Here is a 16,894-nt window from a genome sequence, read left to right as displayed (position 1 = left end):
CAACCTGCCCGTCTACCAGGGGTTTTCCTGCGGATAGCGGGGATAGCTGAACGAACAATGACGCGAAAGCGACCATAGGTTTGTTTATAACGGAACAAACACGATCAGCATCATGCGGGGACGGGTCTACATGTACCAAGAACCAGTTAACCGGGGGGTTATCCGGTCACGAAAACGACCGCCGGTGGCCGGTCGGCCGGCGTGGATCAGCAGCGTCAGGGTTACCGAAATTGGTGCTGTGATCTTCGCCTCATCGGCCGATCAATCGGGCGATTCGGGCCGACCGTGCTCCTACTTACATGAGCGCGCCACCGTCGACCCGGATCTCGGTACCCGTCATATAACGGCCGTCGTCGGAGGCCACCATCGCGACGACACCGGCGATGTCCTCGGGGCTGCCGAGCGCGCCGCCGTTGAGCCAGCCGGTAAGGCGGGCGAACAGGCTCGGGTCGAAACCTTCCGGCTGCTCCAGAATCGACTTCGTGGTGATCCCGCTGGTGATGCCCGCCGGCACGATGTTCACCGCGCGCAGGCCCTGCTTGGCGTATTCGAGCGCGATGGCGTGGGTGAAGCTGGCGACGCCGCCCTTGGACGCCGCGTAGGCCGCGAGATAAGGCGAGCCCTGGAAGGCCGCGGTGGATGACAGGTTCACCACAACGCCGTGCCCCGATTCCAGCAGGGCGGGCAGCGCGGCCTTGGTCATCAGGAAGGTACCGGTCAGATTCACCCTGATCACGGTCTCCCACGCATCGATCGGCATCTCGTGGGTGCGAGCGGGGCGAAGGATGCCCGCAGCATTCACCAGCACGTCGAGTCCACCGAGGAATTCCAGCGCCGAGTCGGTGCCGGTACGCACCGACTCCGGATCGGCGATATCCAGCCGGACCGTCCGCAGCCGATCCGCGGCGTCACCGGCCTTGTCCGCGGTCGCTGCCAAACCGGGCTCATCGATGTCGACGGCCACCAGCTGGGCCCCCTCATCGAGCAGTCGCAATGCGATGCCCTGTCCGATACCCGATCCTGCACCTGTCACCACCACACGGCGGCCGTCAAATCTACGCATGGCAAGAATTAGAACAGGTTCTCATTGTGGATCGACCGCGTTCGTGCGATCAGACCTCAGCTGCCGTCGGCCAGCCCGTCCGCGGCCAGGCGCAGGAAAAGCATCACGGCCTGCTGCTGGTCGGTGGTCAGGGCCGCGAAGGCGGGAGTCAGCCGCAAGGCCAGATCCTGATACGTCTCGGAGATGAGCGTGCGGCCGGTGTCGGTGAGCGACACCAGGATCCGGCGACGGTCGTGCGGATGCGGTCCGCGGCTGGTCCAGCCGCGTTGCTCGAGCCGGTCTACCAATTCGGTGACCGAGGCGGTGGTGACGTGCAGTCGAGCGGCGAGTTCGGTGGGCGACTGCGGGCCCTGCACGAACAGGTGCCCGAGCGCGACGATGTCGGTCACGGCCACCCCGCCGATCGCGTCCGCACGCTCGCCCCGGTAGACATCCGCCCTGCGAACCAGTTCGCGCACGGCCAATGCCAATTCCATGTCACCGTCCGCCATACTCGCTAGATTACCTTGCCACTAGGGAACCTAGTGAAATAGGATGTGCTGCGTACCACATTCTCAGCGTCGAGCGTGTGCGGGAGCCAAGCGCACCGCCAAGGAAGTCGGTGACGCGGCGGGGAGTCGGTGGCGGTGCCCTGACTCGAATACCAGTGGGTCGGGGCCACGTGGCTGGAGAAAGCTATGACGCAAACAGTGCGCTCTGATCTGGGAGCTCTGCGATCGATGATCAGCGGGCCGGTATTCGGTCCCGAAGACGCGGGCTACGACACCGCGCGCGGACTCTGGAACGGTGACATCGACCGGCACCCCGCCGCGATCGCCGGCTGCTTGACGGCAGAAGACGTGGCAACGGCCCTGTCCTTCGGCAAGAATCACGACCTCGAGATCGCCGTACGAGGCGGCGGCCACGCCTTCAGCGGGTCCTCGGTCGTCGACGACGGGCTGATGATCAACCTCAGCGGCATGAACCACGTCGCGGTCGACCCCGAGGCCGAACGCGCCAAGGTCGGCGGCGGAGCGACGATGGCGGATATGGATGCGGGCACCCAGGCGCACGGCATGGCCGTGCCCGGCGGCGTCATCAGCCATACCGGCGTCGGCGGCCTGACCCTCGGCGGCGGAATGGGCTGGCTGACCCACAGCTTCGGCCTCGCCATCGACAATCTGGTCGGCGCGCAGGTCGTCCTCGCCGACGGCAGCATCGAACGCGCCTCCGAGAAGGAGAATTCCGACCTGTTCTGGGCACTGCGCGGCGGTGGCGGCAATTTCGGAGTGGTGACGGAGTTCGAGTATCGACTGCACCGGCTCGGACCCGAGATCCATTTCGGGCTGTTCTTCTGGGATCGCTCCGCGGGCACCGACATGCTGCGGCTGTGCCGTGAGTTCATCCCCACGCTGCCCGAGCGAGCGGGTGCGCTGATGGCGCTCGGCTTGTCCGCGCCTCCGGAGCCGTTCGTTCCGGAGCAATTCCACATGATGCCCGGCTATGCCCTGCTCGTCGCCGGTTTCGGTACCGCAGAGGAGCATGCGCGGATGGTGGCTCCGATCCGGGACGCGCTCACACCGCTGTTCGAATTCGTCACCCCGATTCCCTACACGGGGTTGCAGAGCCTGCTCGACAACTCCGCGCCCTGGGGAATTCTCGCCTATGAGAAGGCCTTGGATATCGACGAGTTGTCCGAGGAGGCGATCGCTGTCCTCACCGAGTACATCCCGCAGACGTCGTCGCCGATGTCGTTCATGCCGTGCTTCTCCCTCGATGGCGCGTTCACGGCGGCAGGCGCCGACGACACCGCCTTCGGTGGCGCACGTACGCCACACTTCGTCTGCAATTTCGCCGCGGTCGCCCCCGACCCCGAACTTTTGGCCAGGGATAGGCAGTGGGCCAGGGCCGGCTACGACGCGCTGCGGCCGCTGTCGTCCAACGCGGGGTCGTATATCAATTTCATGGCCGAACCGCATGAGGATCTGGTACGTACGTCCTACGGTGACAAGTACGCGAAGCTGGCCGGGCTCAAGGCTCATTACGACCCCGGCAATGTGCTCCATCGCAATGCCAACATCAAGCCTTCCTGAGCCGGAAACGAGAAAAGCCGCAGATCAGATAGGTAATCTGATCTGCGGCTTTCCCGCATTTGTGGGCGAAGGGGGACTTGAACCCCCACGTCCCGAAGGACACTGGCACCTGAAGCCAGCGCGTCTGCCATTCCGCCACTCGCCCGAGCGACTGGGTGACAGTATCACGGAGGCGACGCCGAAACGAAATCGCGATCCCCGCCCAGGCACGACCCGCGGGAACCCGGCACGGCTTCCATCAGTTACAGGTGTGGACGATCGTGGATATCATGCAGTGAACGTGCTCGTTGAACGACACGCCACGTCCGCGTGTCGTCGTTGCGAATGAGGAGACATCTCACCGAAGGGAGGCCGAGATGGGCATCGTTTCGAGATTCGAGCGTCGTCTGCAAGGCGCCGTCGGTGACGTGTTCGCCAGGGTCTTCGGTGGGAGCGTCGTGCCACAGGAGGTGGAGGCGGCCTTGCAGCGTGAGGCCACCGATCACATCCAGGAACTCGGCGGCGGGCACCGGCTCGCACCCAACAGTTATGTGATCACGATCAACTCGTCGGACCATCAACAGCTCGACGCCGATCACGACCTCACGACGCGCGCGTTCGCCAAGCATCTGCAGGACTTCATCCGCGATCAAGGGTGGCAGACCTACGGCGAAGTACACGTGGCGTTCGAGGCATCCCCTACGCTGCACACCGGACAGTTCAGGGCGAGCGGCCGGGTCGATCCCGACGTCGGTCGTGCGGCTCCCGCAGCTCGCAGCCCGGAACCCCCGCCACAACGACCCGCACACCCGCAACCAGGAGCTGGCCCCATGACGCAGAACTCTGGCTACGACCCGAGCCGTGAGCCCGCGGAGTCCGATCCACGCAACCGCGGGTACGCACCCCCGCCCGCGGGACGCGGGCCGCAGAACGGCGCGTATCCCGAGGACTACGGCTCGGGCGCGCCCTACGGCGGCGGCGCCGACTACCGCGCGCCCGAGTCACAGGGCTACGGCGACTACCAGGGTGGCGAATACCAGCAGGGTGGCGAATACCAGAACGGCTACGACTACCAGCAGGGCGGTCAGCAGGCCTACGGCCAGCAAGGTGGCTACCCCGAGCAGGGCTACGGTCAGGCCGAGCAGGGCTACGGTCAGCAGGGCTACTCGGACCAGGGCTATCAGCAGCAGGGCTATGCCGACCAGGGCTACGGCCAGCAAGGTGGCGGCTACTCCGAGCAGGGCTATGGCCAGCAGGGTTATCCCGACCAGGGGTACGCGCAGCCCGCAGGTGGCCAGCAAAGCCAGGGCCAACCCGGTTACGCCGACCAGGGCTACGGCGACCAGGGGTACGCCGGTCAGCAGGGCTACGGCGCGCAGGGCGCTCAGCAGGGTTACGGCCAGCAGGGCTACGCCGATCAGGGATACGGCGACCAGGCCGGCTACGGCGAGGACCAGAACTACGGCCAGGCGTACTCCCAGCAGCCCGGTTACGGCGCACAGGGCGGCTACGCGGGCGGCGGCTACGCGGCGGGCGCAGCGGCGGGCTCGGGCTTCTCGGCAACCCTCCAGCTCGACGACGGCAGCGGCCGCACGTACCAGCTGCGCGAGGGCAGCAACATCATCGGTCGCGGCCAGGACGCCCACTTCCGCCTGCCCGACACCGGTGTCTCGCGCAGGCATATCGAGGTGCGCTGGGACGGCCAGACCGCGATGCTGTCAGACCTCGGTTCCACCAACGGCACCCTGGTGAACGGCTCTCCGGTCCAGGATTGGCAACTCGCCGACGGTGATGTGATCCGCGCCGGGCATTCCGAGATCCTGATCCGCATCGTCTGATCCCGTAAGCTCGCGATGCAGGTCACGACATGACTGGCCGGAAATGGGCGGTCATGGCGTGTCCGTATCGGCTGACGGCCCTATGATGTGCCAACACACGCGAGGCACCGCATACGGAGCCGGCAAGACCAGCACAGCGGTGGGGGTGGGTCCAACCACACCTACGGCACCGACACACGGTCGAACAGGAGGTGGAGCGCCGTGCAGGGACTGATCCTGCAGTTGACCCGTGCGGGCTTCCTGCTGCTGTTGTGGCTGTTCGTCTGGGCAGTGCTGCGAACCTTGCGCAGCGACATCTACGCGGCCTCCGGCATCCGGGTCCAGCCGAAGGCCGCTCGCGGTCCTGCGGTACTGCCGTCCCTGCGCCGAGGCCAGAAGGGCGCCAAATATCTTGTGGTGACTCAAGGTTCATTAGCCGGCACCCGCATCACCCTCGGCACCCAACCGGTGCTGATCGGCCGTGCGGACGATTCCACGCTGGTACTCACCGACGACTACGCTTCGACCAGGCATGCGCGGCTGTCACAGCGTGGTGACGACTGGTACGTCGAGGATCTCGGCTCGACGAACGGCACTTATCTCGACCGCGCGAAGGTCACCACCGCTGTCCGTGTTCCGCTCGGCGCTCCCGTCCGGGTCGGCAAAACTGTGATCGAGCTCCGATCGTGACACTTGTTCTCCGCTACGCAGCGCGCAGCGACCGCGGTCTGGTCCGGGCCAACAACGAAGATTCCGTCTACGCGGGCGCCCGCCTGCTCGCCCTCGCCGATGGCATGGGCGGACACGCGGCGGGCGAGGTGGCATCGCAGCTGATGATCGCCGCCCTCGCCCATCTCGACGACGACGAACCGGGCGACGATCTCCTCGGCAAGCTCGACCGCGCCACCCGTGAGGGCAACGCGGCCATCGCCGACCAAGTCGAGGAGGAACCCGAACTCGACGGCATGGGCACCACGCTCACCGCCATCCTGTTCGCGGGCAAGAAACTCGGCCTCGTCCATATCGGCGACTCCCGCGCCTACATGCTGCGCGAGGGTGAGCTGGCCCAGATCACCAGGGACGACACCTTCGTCCAATCACTGGTCGACGAGGGCAGGATCACCGCGGAGCAGGCACATACCCATCCGCAGCGTTCGCTGATCATGCGGGCGCTCACCGGAAACGAGATCGAGCCGACCCTCATCATGCGTGAGGCACGCGCGGGCGACCGGTATCTGCTCTGTTCGGACGGCCTCTCGGACGTGGTCAGCGATGAGACCATCGCCAACACCATGCGCGAGGGCAGCACCGACGAATGCGCCGATCGGCTCATCGAGCTGGCGCTGCGCAGCGGCGGACCCGACAACGTCACCGTCGTCGTCGCCGATGTCATCGATCTCGATTACGGGCAGAGCCATCCGATCGTCGCGGGCGCCGCGTCCGGTCAGGACGAGGACACCCCGCCGCCGAACACCGCCGCGGGCCGGGCCGCCGCCATGCGCCCACCGCGTGCGGCACCGCGCCGGGCCGCGTCCACTCCGGAACCGCCGCCCGCGGCGAAATCGCATAAGCTGCGCTGGATCCTGCTTGCCGTCGCCCTTGTGGTGGCGGTCGGTGTCGGTCTGCTGGTCGGCTACAAGATGATCCGGTCCAACTACTACGTGGGTGCCGACAACGACCGCGTCGTGGTCATGCGTGGACTACCGGGCTCGATCCTCGGCTACTCGATTCACGAGGTCGATCTGGTCGGCTGTGTCGATCCGGACGGGGCACTCACGCTGGTCGGTGCCGACGTCGATATGCCGTCGGACTGCCGCGAACTGAAGGTCGACGACCTGAAGCAGACCGGCCGCGATCAGGTCGACACGGGCCTGCCGCCCGGTTCGCTGGACAAGGCCAAGGACCAGATGAAGGTGCTGGCCGACCGAGAGCTGTTGCCGCCGTGCGACACCAAGAGTTCGGTCCCGCAGCCGGGTGTCGTCGTTCCGCCGGTCGCGCCGCCGCCAGGTCCCGCGCCGACGACCACCACGGCTCCGCCTCCGCCGACGCCGGCGCCCAACGGTGAAGCCACACCGGCTCCGGCCACGCAGGCGCCTGCGGCTCCGACCACAACGGCACCGCCGACCCAGCCCCAGACCGCGGGGGAGAACTGCCGGGTGACGGACTGATGTCCGCACCGGCACCACCGTCCGCCGGGGCCTATCCAAGTCCCCCGGGCGGTTTCGCTCCCGCGCCTGCGCCGAGCACAAGACGCAACACCGAATTGTTGTTGCTCGGCTTCGCGGCAGTGGTCACCACGGCATCGCTGTTCCTGGTCGAGGCCAGCCAGGAGCAGTCGATCACCTGGGATATCGCCAAGTACGGTCTGGCCTACCTCGCTCTCTTCGCTATCGCGCATCTGGCGATCCGCCGGTTCGCACCCTTCGCCGATCCCCTGCTACTCCCCATCGTCGCGCTGCTCAACGGGCTCGGCCTTGTACTGATCCATCGCCTCGATCTGGCCGATCAGCAGACCGCGGCCTACAACGACTGGGCGATTCCCTCCCCCGACGCCACCCAGCAGATCCTGTGGACCGCGCTCGGCACCATCGTGTTCATCACGTTGCTGATCGTGTTGCGCGACTACCGGACACTGGCCCGCTACAGCTACACCCTCGGCCTGATCGGACTGGTCGCACTGGCGATCCCGGCCATTCTGCCGAGCCGGTTCTCCGAGACCAACGGCGCCAAGATCTGGATCCGGCTGCCGGGTTTCAGCATGCAACCGGGTGAGTTCGCCAAGATCCTGCTGATCATCTTCTTCGCCTCGGTGCTCGTCGCCAAGCGCGATCTGTTCACCGCCGCGGGTAGGCATTTCCTCGGCATGGAATTCCCGCGTGCCCGCGACCTAGGACCGATCCTCGCGGTGTGGGTCGTCTGTATCGGCGTGCTGGTGTTCGAGAAGGACCTCGGCACCTCGCTGCTGATCTTCAGCACCGTGCTGGTGATGCTCTACATCGCCACCGAACGCGTCGGCTGGCTGATCATCGGCGGCGGGCTGCTCGCGCTCGGATTCGTCTTCGCCTATCAGATGTTCGGGCACGTGCGGGTGCGCGTGGAGACCTGGCTGCATCCCTTCGACGACTACAACAACACCGGCTATCAGATCTCGCAGTCGCTGTTCGGCCTGGCCACCGGTGGGCTCGCGGGTACCGGCCTCGGCAGTGGGCGCCCCTCACAGGTGCCCTTCGCCAAGACCGACTTCATCGTCACCACCATCGGTGAGGAACTCGGCCTGATCGGCCTGACCGCTGTTCTGATCTTGTTCCTGATGTTCGTGATGCGCGGCATGCGCACGGCACTGGCAGTGCGCGACAGCTTCGGCAAGCTGCTGGCCGCGGGTCTGTCGTTCACCATCGCGGTGCAGCTGTTCGTCGTCGTCGGCGGTGTCACCAAGCTCATTCCGCTGACGGGTCTGACCACACCGTTCATGTCCTATGGCGGTTCCTCGCTGCTGGCCAACTACGCGCTGCTCGCACTGCTGATCAAGATCTCCGACGCCGCCCGTGCCCCCGCTCCGGTGCGCAAGCGCGAAGCCGCACCACCACCGATCGCCGAGGCGCAGACCGAGATGATGCGCCGTGACCAGAACCGCCAGGAAGGGGGGCCGAGACAGTGAACACTCCCCTGCGCCGGGTCGCGGTCGCGGTGATGGTCATGGTCGTCGCGCTACTGGCCAACATCACCTACGTCCAGGTCATCAAGGCCGACGATCTGCGGGCCGATCCACGCAATTCCCGGGTGCTGCTCGACGAGTACTCCCGCCAGCGCGGCCAGATCTCGGCAGGCGGCACTGTGCTCGCCAGCTCGGTCGCCACCGACGACCGCTACAAGTACCTGCGCACCTATCCGACCGCGCCGTCGGCGTTCGCACCGGTCACCGGCTTCTATTCGATGCAGTACGGCAGCACCGGGCTCGAGCGTGCGGAGGATCCGGTGCTCAACGGCTCGGACAATCAGCTGTTCGGCAGCCGCATCGTCGACCTGTTCTCCGGCCGCGATCCGCGCGGCGGCAATGTGGTCACCACCATCGACCCGGTCATGCAGCAGGTCGCCTACGACGAGCTGACCAGCAAGGGCCACACCGGTTCGGTGGTCGCGATCGAGCCGAGCACGGGCAAGATCCTGACGATGGTCTCCACCCCGAGCTACGACCCGAACCTGCTGTCGGGCCACGACGGCGCCCAGGGCACCCAGGCGTGGGAGCAGCTCAGCTCGGATCCGGATCAGCCGATGCTCAATCGCGCCGTCTCCCAGACCTATCCGCCCGGCTCGACCTTCAAGGTGATCGTGACCGCCGCCGCGCTGTCGAACGGTGTGGCCACCCCGGAGTCGCAGTTCACCGCGGCGCCGAACATCGAGTTGCCCAACACCAGCACCCGGCTGGAGAACTACAACGGCATGACCTGCGGCCCCGGCCCGACCGCCTCGCTGTACGACGCCTTCCGGATGTCGTGCAATACCGCGTTCGTCGAGCTCGGCGTCGACGTCGGCGCCTCGAATCTGAAGGACGAAGCCGCCGCGTTCGGGATCGGCCCGCATCGCGGTGTGCCGATCCCGGTCGCCGAGAGCACCGTCGGGCCGATCCCCGACGACGCCGCGCTCGGCGTGACCAGCATCGGTCAGCGTGACGTCGCGCTCACCCCGCTCAACAACGCGGTGATCGCGGCGACCATCGCCAACGGCGGCGTGCGGATGGAGCCGTACCTGGTCGACCAGCTGCAGGGCCCGGATCTGAGCGTGCTGTCGGAAACCACACCGGTGTCGGTCGGGCAGGCCGTCAGCGCCCAGGTAGCGTCAACCCTGACCAACCTGATGGTCGCCTCCGAACAGAACACCAAGGGCAGTGGCGGGACGCCGTACCAGATCGCGTCCAAGACCGGAACGGCCGAACACGGCTCGGACCCGCGTAACACGCCACCACACGCCTGGTATATCGCCTTCGCGCCCGCACAGAACCCGAAGATCGCCATAGCGGTCATCGTGGAGAACGGCGGTGACCTCGGGGAGGCGGCAACCGGTGGGTCGGTCGCCGCGCCGGTAGCCCGTGCGGTACTGGACGCGGGCCTGCAAGGGCGCTGAACGAGATGGATGTGCGAGTGAATCTGCGGGGAAACCGATGCTGAACAACGGTGCGATGATCGCGGACCGGTACCGGCTGCAGCGGCTGATCGCCACCGGCGGGATGGGCCAGGTCTGGGAGGCCCTCGACACCCGTCTCGACCGGCGTGTCGCGGTCAAGGTGCTCAAGGCCGAGTTCTCCGCCGACCCCACCTTCCGGCATCGGTTCCGCACCGAGGCCAAGACCACCGCGCAGCTCAACCATTCGGGCATCGCGGGCATCTACGACTACGGCGAGACCGTCGACCCGCAGGGCGGGGAGGTGGCCTACCTGGTCATGGAGCTGGTCCAGGGTGAGCCGCTCAATACGGTGCTGAACCGGCTCGGCAGGCTGTCGGTGGCCCAGGGTCTGGACATGCTCGAACAGACCGGCCGGGCACTGCAGGTCGCACACGCCGCGGGCGTCGTGCACCGCGATGTGAAGCCCGGCAATATCCTGGTTACCCCCGCGGGCCAGATCAAGATCACCGACTTCGGCATCGCCAAGGCGGTGGACGCTTCGCCGGTGACCAAGACCGGCATGGTGATGGGCACCGCCCAGTACATCGCACCAGAGCAGGCGGTCGGCGAGGACGCCACCGCGGCCAGCGACGTGTACTCCCTCGGCATCGTCGGCTATGAGGCGTTGGCCGGTCAGCGGCCGTTCAGCGGCGACGGCGCGATCACTGTCGCGATGAAGCATGTCCGGGAGACCCCACCCCCGATGCCCGGCGATCTGCCCCCGAACGTGCGGGAACTGATCGATATCACCATCGGCAAGGACCCCGCTCAGCGTTATGCCGACGGCGGCGAATTCGCCGACGCGGTCGCCGCGGTGCGCGCGGGCCGCAGGCCACCGCCCCCGCGCGGTCTCGGGACCGGACCCGCGCCCACCGGCGCGACTCGGGTGCTGCCGCCCGGGCCGACGGTCGCGCTGCCCTCGGCACAGCCCGCCTACGACAACAGCGCGACGGTGCGATATCCGACCGCGCCGTCGACCGGTGCGGCCGCCCCGGCCGCCGTCGGCGCGACCTCCGGCCACGCCCCGCTGCCGCCCGAGGGCCACAAAGGCGGTCTGACCTCCACCCAGAAGTGGATGGCCGGACTCGGCGTCGGCGCCGTGCTGCTCGGTGGTCTGGTGATCTGGCTGTTGTTCGGCGGCGACACCAACCCGGATCCGACCAGGTCACCCGAGTCGACGACCGTCGCGCCGCACACCACCAAGCCGCTGCCCCCGCCGGTCGCCACGACCGTCCGGCCGGTGCCACCCCCGGTGGAGACCACCGAGGAGCCGACCACCACGACCGAAGCGCCGACAACCACCACCGAGGCGCCGACTTCGACGACCACCACCACGACCGAACCGACGACGACCACACGGACCACCACCGTCGAACGCACCACGACACAGCCGACGACCACCGTGCGCGATCGTTTTCCGGACATACCATTGCCCGAGATTCCCGGTGCCCGACGTCCTGTGGTCACCGAAAGCAGCACGCCGGCTACTTCTGAGCAAGGAACGCCATGACGACCCCGAAGAATCTCTCCTCCCGGTATGAGCTGGGTGAGATCATCGGGTTCGGCGGAATGTCGGAGGTCCACAAGGCACGCGACGTTCGACTGAGCCGGGATGTGGCGATCAAGGTGCTGCGGGCCGATCTGGCCCGGGACCCCACGTTCTATCTGCGCTTCAAGCGCGAGGCGCAGAACGCGGCCGCGTTGAATCATCCGGCCATCGTCGCGGTGTACGACACCGGTGAGGCCGAGGTCGACGGTGGGCCGCTGCCCTACATCGTGATGGAGTACGTCGACGGCGATACGCTGCGCGATATCGTGCGCGGTAAGGGCCCGATGCCGCCGCGCCGGGCGATGGAGATCATCGCCGATGTCTGCGCCGCACTGGATTTCAGCCATAAGGCCGGCATCGTGCACCGCGATATGAAGCCGGCCAACATCATGATCAACCGGGCCGGCGCGGTGAAGGTGATGGACTTCGGCATCGCCCGCGCCATCGCCGACGCCGCCAATCCGATGACGCAGACCGCCGCTGTCATCGGTACCGCCCAATATCTGTCCCCCGAGCAGGCGCGCGGTGAGTCCGCCGATGCCCGTTCGGATGTGTACTCGGTGGGCTGTGTGCTCTTCGAGATCCTCACCGGCGAACCGCCTTTCACCGGTGATTCGCCGATCGCGGTGGCCGTGCAGCACGTCCGCGAGGATCCCCGCCTGCCCTCGCATGTGCACAACGGGGTGTCACGCGAACTGGATTCGGTGGTGCTCAAGGCGATGAGCAAGAACCCCGCCAACCGGTATCAGACCGCCGCCGAGATGCGCGCGGATCTGATCCGGGTGCTCGGCGGGCAGAAGCCGAGTGCGCCGATGGTCATGACCGACGAGGACCGCACGACCATCCTCGGCTCCGAGGAACCCGCACCGCGCACGTTCCACGCCGTGGACCACCACGACGACGGCGGCTACGACCACGATCGCGACGACCACACCGGTGAGCAGGAACCGGTCGAGCCGGCGAACCCGCGCCGCACCGCCTATCTCGCGCTCGGCGCGGTGGCCGCGGTGATCGTCACCATCGCGCTGTTCTGGGTATTGATCGGACCAGGTAGCAAGCCGGACCAGGTGGCGGTGCCGGATATGTCCAACAGTTCGGTGCAGGATGCCCAGCGCAAGCTCGAGGACCTCGGATTCTCCGTCGCCATCCACGAGAAGCCCGATGCCAAGGTCGGCACCGGCAACGTCATCGCCACCCAACCGCTCGGCGGTTCCCGGGTCGACGAGGGCAGCACCATCACCCTGCAGGTGTCCACCGGGCCCGCGCAGGTGCAGGTGCCGAGGCTGACCGGGCTGACCCAGCAGCAGGCCGAACAGAAGCTCAACGCCATCGGCCTTCGCCTCGATCCCCAGGTCGACAAGGACGCCTCCAGCGAGGCCGAAATGGACAAGGTCATCGGGCAGAACCCGGCCGAGGGGGCGAGCGTCGAGGTCGACCGGGCCGTCAAGGTCACCATCGGCAGCGGTCCCGAGCAGGTCCGGGTACCCAATGTGGTCGGCCAGGACATCGACGTCGCCGAGCCGAATCTGGTGGACGGCGCCAAGTTCAAGGTCGTCGTCCAGGAGGTCGCCTCGTCGAGGCCGAAGGGCGAGGTCATCGCGACCAGTCCCGCGGGCGGTTCGAATGCCGAGAAGGGATCCACCGTGACGGTGCAGGTCTCGCTCGGCGCCGAGTTCACCATGCCGAGCCTGGTCGGGCTCAACGCCTCGCAGGCGATCGACCGGCTGCGGCAGGCCGGCTGGTCCGGCTCCACCACACAGATTGTGCAGAACACGCAGGTCACACTGGATTCTGCGAGTGTGGGCAAGGTGCTCAATCAGCAGCCCGCGGCGGGCAGCTCGGTCGGGCGCAACAGCTCCATCGTCATCTACACCGGGGTTCTTCCGCTCGGCCCACCCTGATCCGGTGACAGACCGGCGGGTCGGGCGAATTCGGGCGAACCGGATACCGATTCGGCGAACCGGCCGGTCCGTACGGTGCGACAATTGATGGGCTCCATCCCGATCAGCACAGCTGAGCAATGAGGAGGTAGCCCAGATGACCACTGCCAGGGACATCATGAAGCCCGGCGCTCAGTGGATTTCCAGAGATCAAACGGTCGCCCAGGCGGCCCGTGTCATGGCCGAACTCGGTGTCGGCTCGCTCGTCATCGCCGACGAGAACGAACGGATGTGCGGCATCATCACCGACCGCGACATCGTGGTGAAGTGCATCGCCCAGGGTTTGTCCCCGTCCGGCACCCGCGCCGCCGAACTCTGCGAGGCCACCCCCCGCTGGGTTTCCGCCGACGCCGATATCGGCGAGGTGCTCGACGAAATGGAGACCCGCCAGATCAAACGCATGCCGGTGATCGAGAACAAACGCCTAGTCGGCATGATCAGCGAAGCCGATCTGGCCAGGCATCTCGATGACAATCAGCTCGGCGAGTTCGTCACCGCGGTCTACGGCAGGCCCTGAGGCACAACCCGGTCAGGACAGGTCGAGGTGGCGGTTCATCGACATCGCCGCCTCGGCCAGTTCCGGTAGTTCGACCACCTCGACGCCGCGCTGCCGCAGCAGTTCCACACCGACACAGTTGGTGACGAATGTCGAGGGTTCCCGCCAGGCGATGACAACTCTGGGAATTCCGGCGCGAAGGATCCGCTCGGTGCACGGCAGCCGCGTCGCCGTCGCGCGCTGCGAACACGGTTCGAGGGTGCTGTAGATCGTGGCACCCGCCAACCGGGGGTCGTCTGCGGCCAATTTGTCCAGCGCGGACTCCTCGGCGTGGACCTTCGGGTCCGTTTCCCTGGAGTAGCCGGTGGCGATCTCGGCATCGCTCGCGACGATGACCGCGCCGACGGAGAAGGCGGTCTCGCTGCGCGGAGACAGGCGGGCCAATTCGATCGCCCGCGTCATCCATGCGCGATCATCCGGCGATGCATCGCTCACCGTGCTCTCCTTCTGCTGGTCGACACCCGCGGCCGCCGGTCCGATGTCACCTGGCGGCCGCCGACTCAGTTGCCCGGCCGCCCGCCTTCGGCAGATAACGCAGGACCGCGACGTCGTCGACACGCTCGACATCCACCAGCGTCATTCGTCGCTGCGCACCACCGGGATAGGCGGCCGGGCCGAGCACGCGCGGTGCCGCGGTGTCTCCGACGATCAACGGTGCGATGGCCACGTGCAGTTCATCGGCGAGATCTGCCGCCAGGAAGCCGGTGAGGATTCGCGTACCACCCTCCACCATGAGCCTGCCGATTCCGCGCCGGCCCAGATCATCGAGCAGCAGACCCAGATCGACCTCCACACCGAGCGACACGACCTCGGCCGTATCGCCGAGCCGGTCGCCGAGTCGTGCCGCACCCGCGGTGGTGGTGTAGACGAGCTTGTCGCCACCGTGATGCCAGAACAACAGCTCCGGATCGAGGTCACCGCTCGCACTCACCGTGATCTTGAGCGGGTATTCGGGTTTGCCTGCGGCGACGCGGACGGCGCGGCGGGCCGCATCATTCACCAGCAGTCGTGGATTGTCGCGACGCAGCGTCTGCGCGCCGACCAGCAAGGCGTCGGATTCGGCACGCACCTGATCGACCCGGTCGAAATCGGCGGCGCCGGACAACAGCAGGCGATCCGGGCTCGCGTCGTCGATGTAGCCGTCGACGCTCGTCGCGACCGACAGCAGCACATAGGGACGGGTCACGAGACCGCCAGCGCCGCGACCTCCGCCTCGAGCATCTCCACCAGACCCTCGGCCGGGCGCTCCCCGCACACCTCCAGCCAGTTCGCCAGCATGCGGTGCCCGCCCTGGGTGAGTACCGATTCCGGATGGAACTGCACTCCGTGGATGGGCAGCTCATGGTGGCGCATCGCCATGACGATGCCGCTCTCGGTGCGGCCGAGGACCTCGATCTCGTCGGGCAGGGTGTCTTCGAGGACGGTGAGCGAGTGATAGCGGGTGGCGGTGAATGGGTCGGGCAGTCCGGCCAGGACACCGGCGCCGATGTGGAATACCGAACTGGTCTTGCCGTGCAGCAGCTCCGGCGCCCTGGTGACGGTCGCGCCGAAGGCCGCGCCGATGGACTGATGGCCGAGGCAGACACCGAGCAGCGGGGTACGGTGGCGGGCCGCGGCGTGGACCAACTCGATGCTGACGCCCGCGCGGTCGGGGGTGCCAGGCCCCGGGCTGATGAGAATGCCGTCGTATTCGGTGGCCACCGCGTCCAGATCGGCGAGTCTCTGGTCGTCGTTGCGCCAGACTTCGGCCTCCGCGCCCAGCTGGCCCAGATACTGGACCAGGTTGTAGACGAAGCTGTCGTAGTTGTCGACGACCAGAACACGCATGGTTCGAGATTACGTGCCCGACCCACAGGCCGTCGCATCCATTACCAGTTGGGATAGCCTAGAGGGAACCGGAGGGACGCCGGTATTGCCCTGTTCGCCGAATTCGAGGACGTCATGCCCAAGTCCAAGGTCCGTAAGAAGACCGACTACTCCAGCTCCCCCGCCAGCCGGACCCCGGTGAAGGTGAAGGCCGTCGGCCCCTCGCCGGTCTGGTACGTGACCATCATGCTCGGGTTCATGCTCGCAGGCCTGGTGTGGCTGCTTGTGTATTACCTCGCGGGCGACCAGCTCAGCTGGATGAGCGACCTCGACGCTTGGAACTTCCTCATCGGCTTCGGCCTGATGGTGGTCGGCCTGATCATGACCATGCGGTGGCGCTGAGCCGGGTTTCCACCGGCCGTATTACAGACGTGTCATTCATACACACCTGTGGATGAACCTGTGGACAACTCGAGGAAGCCCGTGAATCCTGAGCCGCGCCTCTCGTGGACCACCCCGCTGTCCGCGCTGGTCGCAGCGACTGGGGGCGGGGTCGTCCTGGCCGTGGTCGCCGTATTGAACAGCGATCCACCCGGCCGTTTGCTCGTCGGCCTGGCCGCCGTGCTGCTGCTCGGGCTGGCCGGGCTCGGGTTCCGGCAGCGACCCCGGTTGTCGGTGATCCCCGGCGACGACCCACGGCTGGTCATCAGGTCACTGACCGGTCCCACCGAATACCGTCCCGAGCAGATCCTGCGGGCCCGCATCGTCTACTACCGCCGCCTCGGCCGCCGGATGCCGATGCTGGAGGTCGAGATCCTGCACCACGACGCCGAACGGCTGTTGATCTTCGGGCGCTGGGATCTGGGCACCCATCCTGAAGACGTCTACGACGTGCTGGTCGAGCAGTTGCGGCTGAGCGGGGACATCACCCGGCCCTGAATGGTGGCTCTCA

The 16,894-nt window shown here is 66.9% G+C and carries 16 protein-coding genes and 1 tRNA gene; 11 read left to right on the top strand and 6 right to left on the bottom strand.

The window, feature by feature from the left end; genetic code table 11:
* Positions 1-295 precede the first annotated feature (295 nt).
* Both ACFXNW_RS01810 and ACFXNW_RS01805 read right to left on the bottom strand, forming a co-directional pair.
* Entirely contained in the window at positions 296-1,063 is a 768-nt protein-coding gene (locus ACFXNW_RS01810; RefSeq protein WP_379415145.1) for an SDR family NAD(P)-dependent oxidoreductase, read from the bottom strand.
* A gap of 56 nt (positions 1,064-1,119) precedes the next feature.
* The gene (locus ACFXNW_RS01805) at positions 1,120-1,554 is read right to left on the bottom strand and encodes a MarR family winged helix-turn-helix transcriptional regulator (RefSeq protein WP_379415143.1); all 435 of its coding nucleotides are present in this window, start codon (positions 1,552-1,554) and stop codon (positions 1,120-1,122) included.
* Between the two features lie 186 nt (positions 1,555-1,740).
* Here ACFXNW_RS01805 and ACFXNW_RS01800 point away from each other — a divergent pair, with 186 nt between their 5' ends.
* The gene (locus ACFXNW_RS01800) at positions 1,741-3,135 is read left to right on the top strand and encodes an FAD-binding oxidoreductase (RefSeq protein WP_379415141.1); all 1,395 of its coding nucleotides are present in this window, start codon (positions 1,741-1,743) and stop codon (positions 3,133-3,135) included.
* Positions 3,136-3,197: 62 nt separating this feature from the next.
* On the opposite strand, the gene ACFXNW_RS01795 is transcribed toward ACFXNW_RS01800, so the two are convergent.
* Positions 3,198-3,280: transfer RNA gene (locus ACFXNW_RS01795), tRNA-Leu, on the bottom strand.
* Positions 3,281-3,491: 211 nt separating this feature from the next.
* On the opposite strand from ACFXNW_RS01795, the gene ACFXNW_RS01790 reads away from it, so the two are divergent.
* The 8 genes from ACFXNW_RS01790 (at position 3,492) to ACFXNW_RS01755 (ending at position 14,097) form a co-directional block, all read left to right on the top strand.
* Entirely contained in the window at positions 3,492-4,952 is a 1,461-nt protein-coding gene (locus tag ACFXNW_RS01790) for an FhaA domain-containing protein (protein ID WP_379415140.1), read from the top strand.
* 201 nt (positions 4,953-5,153) lie between these two features.
* Positions 5,154-5,621, top strand: coding sequence for an FHA domain-containing protein (locus ACFXNW_RS01785; RefSeq protein ID WP_163822337.1), 468 nt, complete (start codon positions 5,154-5,156; stop codon positions 5,619-5,621).
* Positions 5,618-7,099: a PP2C family protein-serine/threonine phosphatase gene (locus ACFXNW_RS01780; RefSeq protein WP_379415138.1), complete on the top strand. Its 1,482-nt coding sequence runs from the start codon at positions 5,618-5,620 to the stop codon at positions 7,097-7,099. Before ACFXNW_RS01785 ends, ACFXNW_RS01780 begins: the two co-directional genes overlap by 4 nt.
* Positions 7,099-8,589, top strand: coding sequence for an FtsW/RodA/SpoVE family cell cycle protein (locus ACFXNW_RS01775; protein WP_379415136.1), 1,491 nt, complete (start codon positions 7,099-7,101; stop codon positions 8,587-8,589). Before ACFXNW_RS01780 ends, ACFXNW_RS01775 begins: the two co-directional genes overlap by 1 nt.
* Complete coding sequence (locus ACFXNW_RS01770; RefSeq protein WP_379415134.1) at positions 8,586-10,052, top strand: peptidoglycan D,D-transpeptidase FtsI family protein; 1,467 nt, start codon at positions 8,586-8,588, stop codon at positions 10,050-10,052. The genes ACFXNW_RS01775 and ACFXNW_RS01770 overlap by 4 nt, the downstream gene beginning before the upstream one ends.
* A gap of 37 nt (positions 10,053-10,089) precedes the next feature.
* Positions 10,090-11,601 carry a protein kinase gene (locus ACFXNW_RS01765; protein WP_379415132.1) on the top strand — a complete coding sequence of 504 codons (1,512 nt, stop codon included), beginning with the start codon at positions 10,090-10,092 and terminating at the stop codon, positions 11,599-11,601.
* Entirely contained in the window at positions 11,598-13,541 is a 1,944-nt protein-coding gene (gene pknB, locus ACFXNW_RS01760) for a Stk1 family PASTA domain-containing Ser/Thr kinase (RefSeq protein WP_379415131.1), read from the top strand. Before ACFXNW_RS01765 ends, pknB begins: the two co-directional genes overlap by 4 nt.
* 136 nt (positions 13,542-13,677) lie before the next feature.
* Positions 13,678-14,097, top strand: coding sequence for a CBS domain-containing protein (locus tag ACFXNW_RS01755; protein ID WP_379415130.1), 420 nt, complete (start codon positions 13,678-13,680; stop codon positions 14,095-14,097).
* Positions 14,098-14,109: 12 nt separating this feature from the next.
* Here ACFXNW_RS01755 and ACFXNW_RS01750 read toward each other — a convergent pair whose 3' ends face one another.
* Genes ACFXNW_RS01750 through ACFXNW_RS01740 form a run of 3 tightly spaced genes read right to left on the bottom strand, consistent with a single transcriptional unit; the run spans position 14,110 to position 15,963 of the window.
* Positions 14,110-14,571: a deaminase gene (locus tag ACFXNW_RS01750; RefSeq protein ID WP_379415129.1), complete on the bottom strand. Its 462-nt coding sequence runs from the start codon at positions 14,569-14,571 to the stop codon at positions 14,110-14,112.
* 46 nt (positions 14,572-14,617) lie between these two features.
* Positions 14,618-15,322, bottom strand: coding sequence for a RibD family protein (locus ACFXNW_RS01745; RefSeq protein WP_379415128.1), 705 nt, complete (start codon positions 15,320-15,322; stop codon positions 14,618-14,620).
* The gene (locus ACFXNW_RS01740; RefSeq protein WP_379415127.1) at positions 15,319-15,963 is read right to left on the bottom strand and encodes an aminodeoxychorismate/anthranilate synthase component II; all 645 of its coding nucleotides are present in this window, start codon (positions 15,961-15,963) and stop codon (positions 15,319-15,321) included. The genes ACFXNW_RS01745 and ACFXNW_RS01740 overlap by 4 nt, the downstream gene beginning before the upstream one ends.
* A 114-nt stretch (positions 15,964-16,077) precedes the next feature.
* Between ACFXNW_RS01740 and crgA the strand changes: the two genes are divergently transcribed.
* Complete coding sequence (gene crgA, locus ACFXNW_RS01735; RefSeq protein WP_379415126.1) at positions 16,078-16,344, top strand: cell division protein CrgA; 267 nt, start codon at positions 16,078-16,080, stop codon at positions 16,342-16,344.
* 81 nt (positions 16,345-16,425) lie between these two features.
* Complete coding sequence (locus ACFXNW_RS01730; protein ID WP_379415125.1) at positions 16,426-16,881, top strand: PH domain-containing protein; 456 nt, start codon at positions 16,426-16,428, stop codon at positions 16,879-16,881.
* The last annotated feature ends 13 nt before the right edge of the window (positions 16,882-16,894 follow it).

The organism is Nocardia sp. NPDC059180 (assembly GCF_042754945.1).
Lineage (GTDB): Bacteria > Actinomycetota > Actinomycetes > Mycobacteriales > Mycobacteriaceae > Nocardia.
Note: the sequence above shows the minus strand (reverse complement) of the source record. Positions and strands in the feature narration are given on the sequence as shown.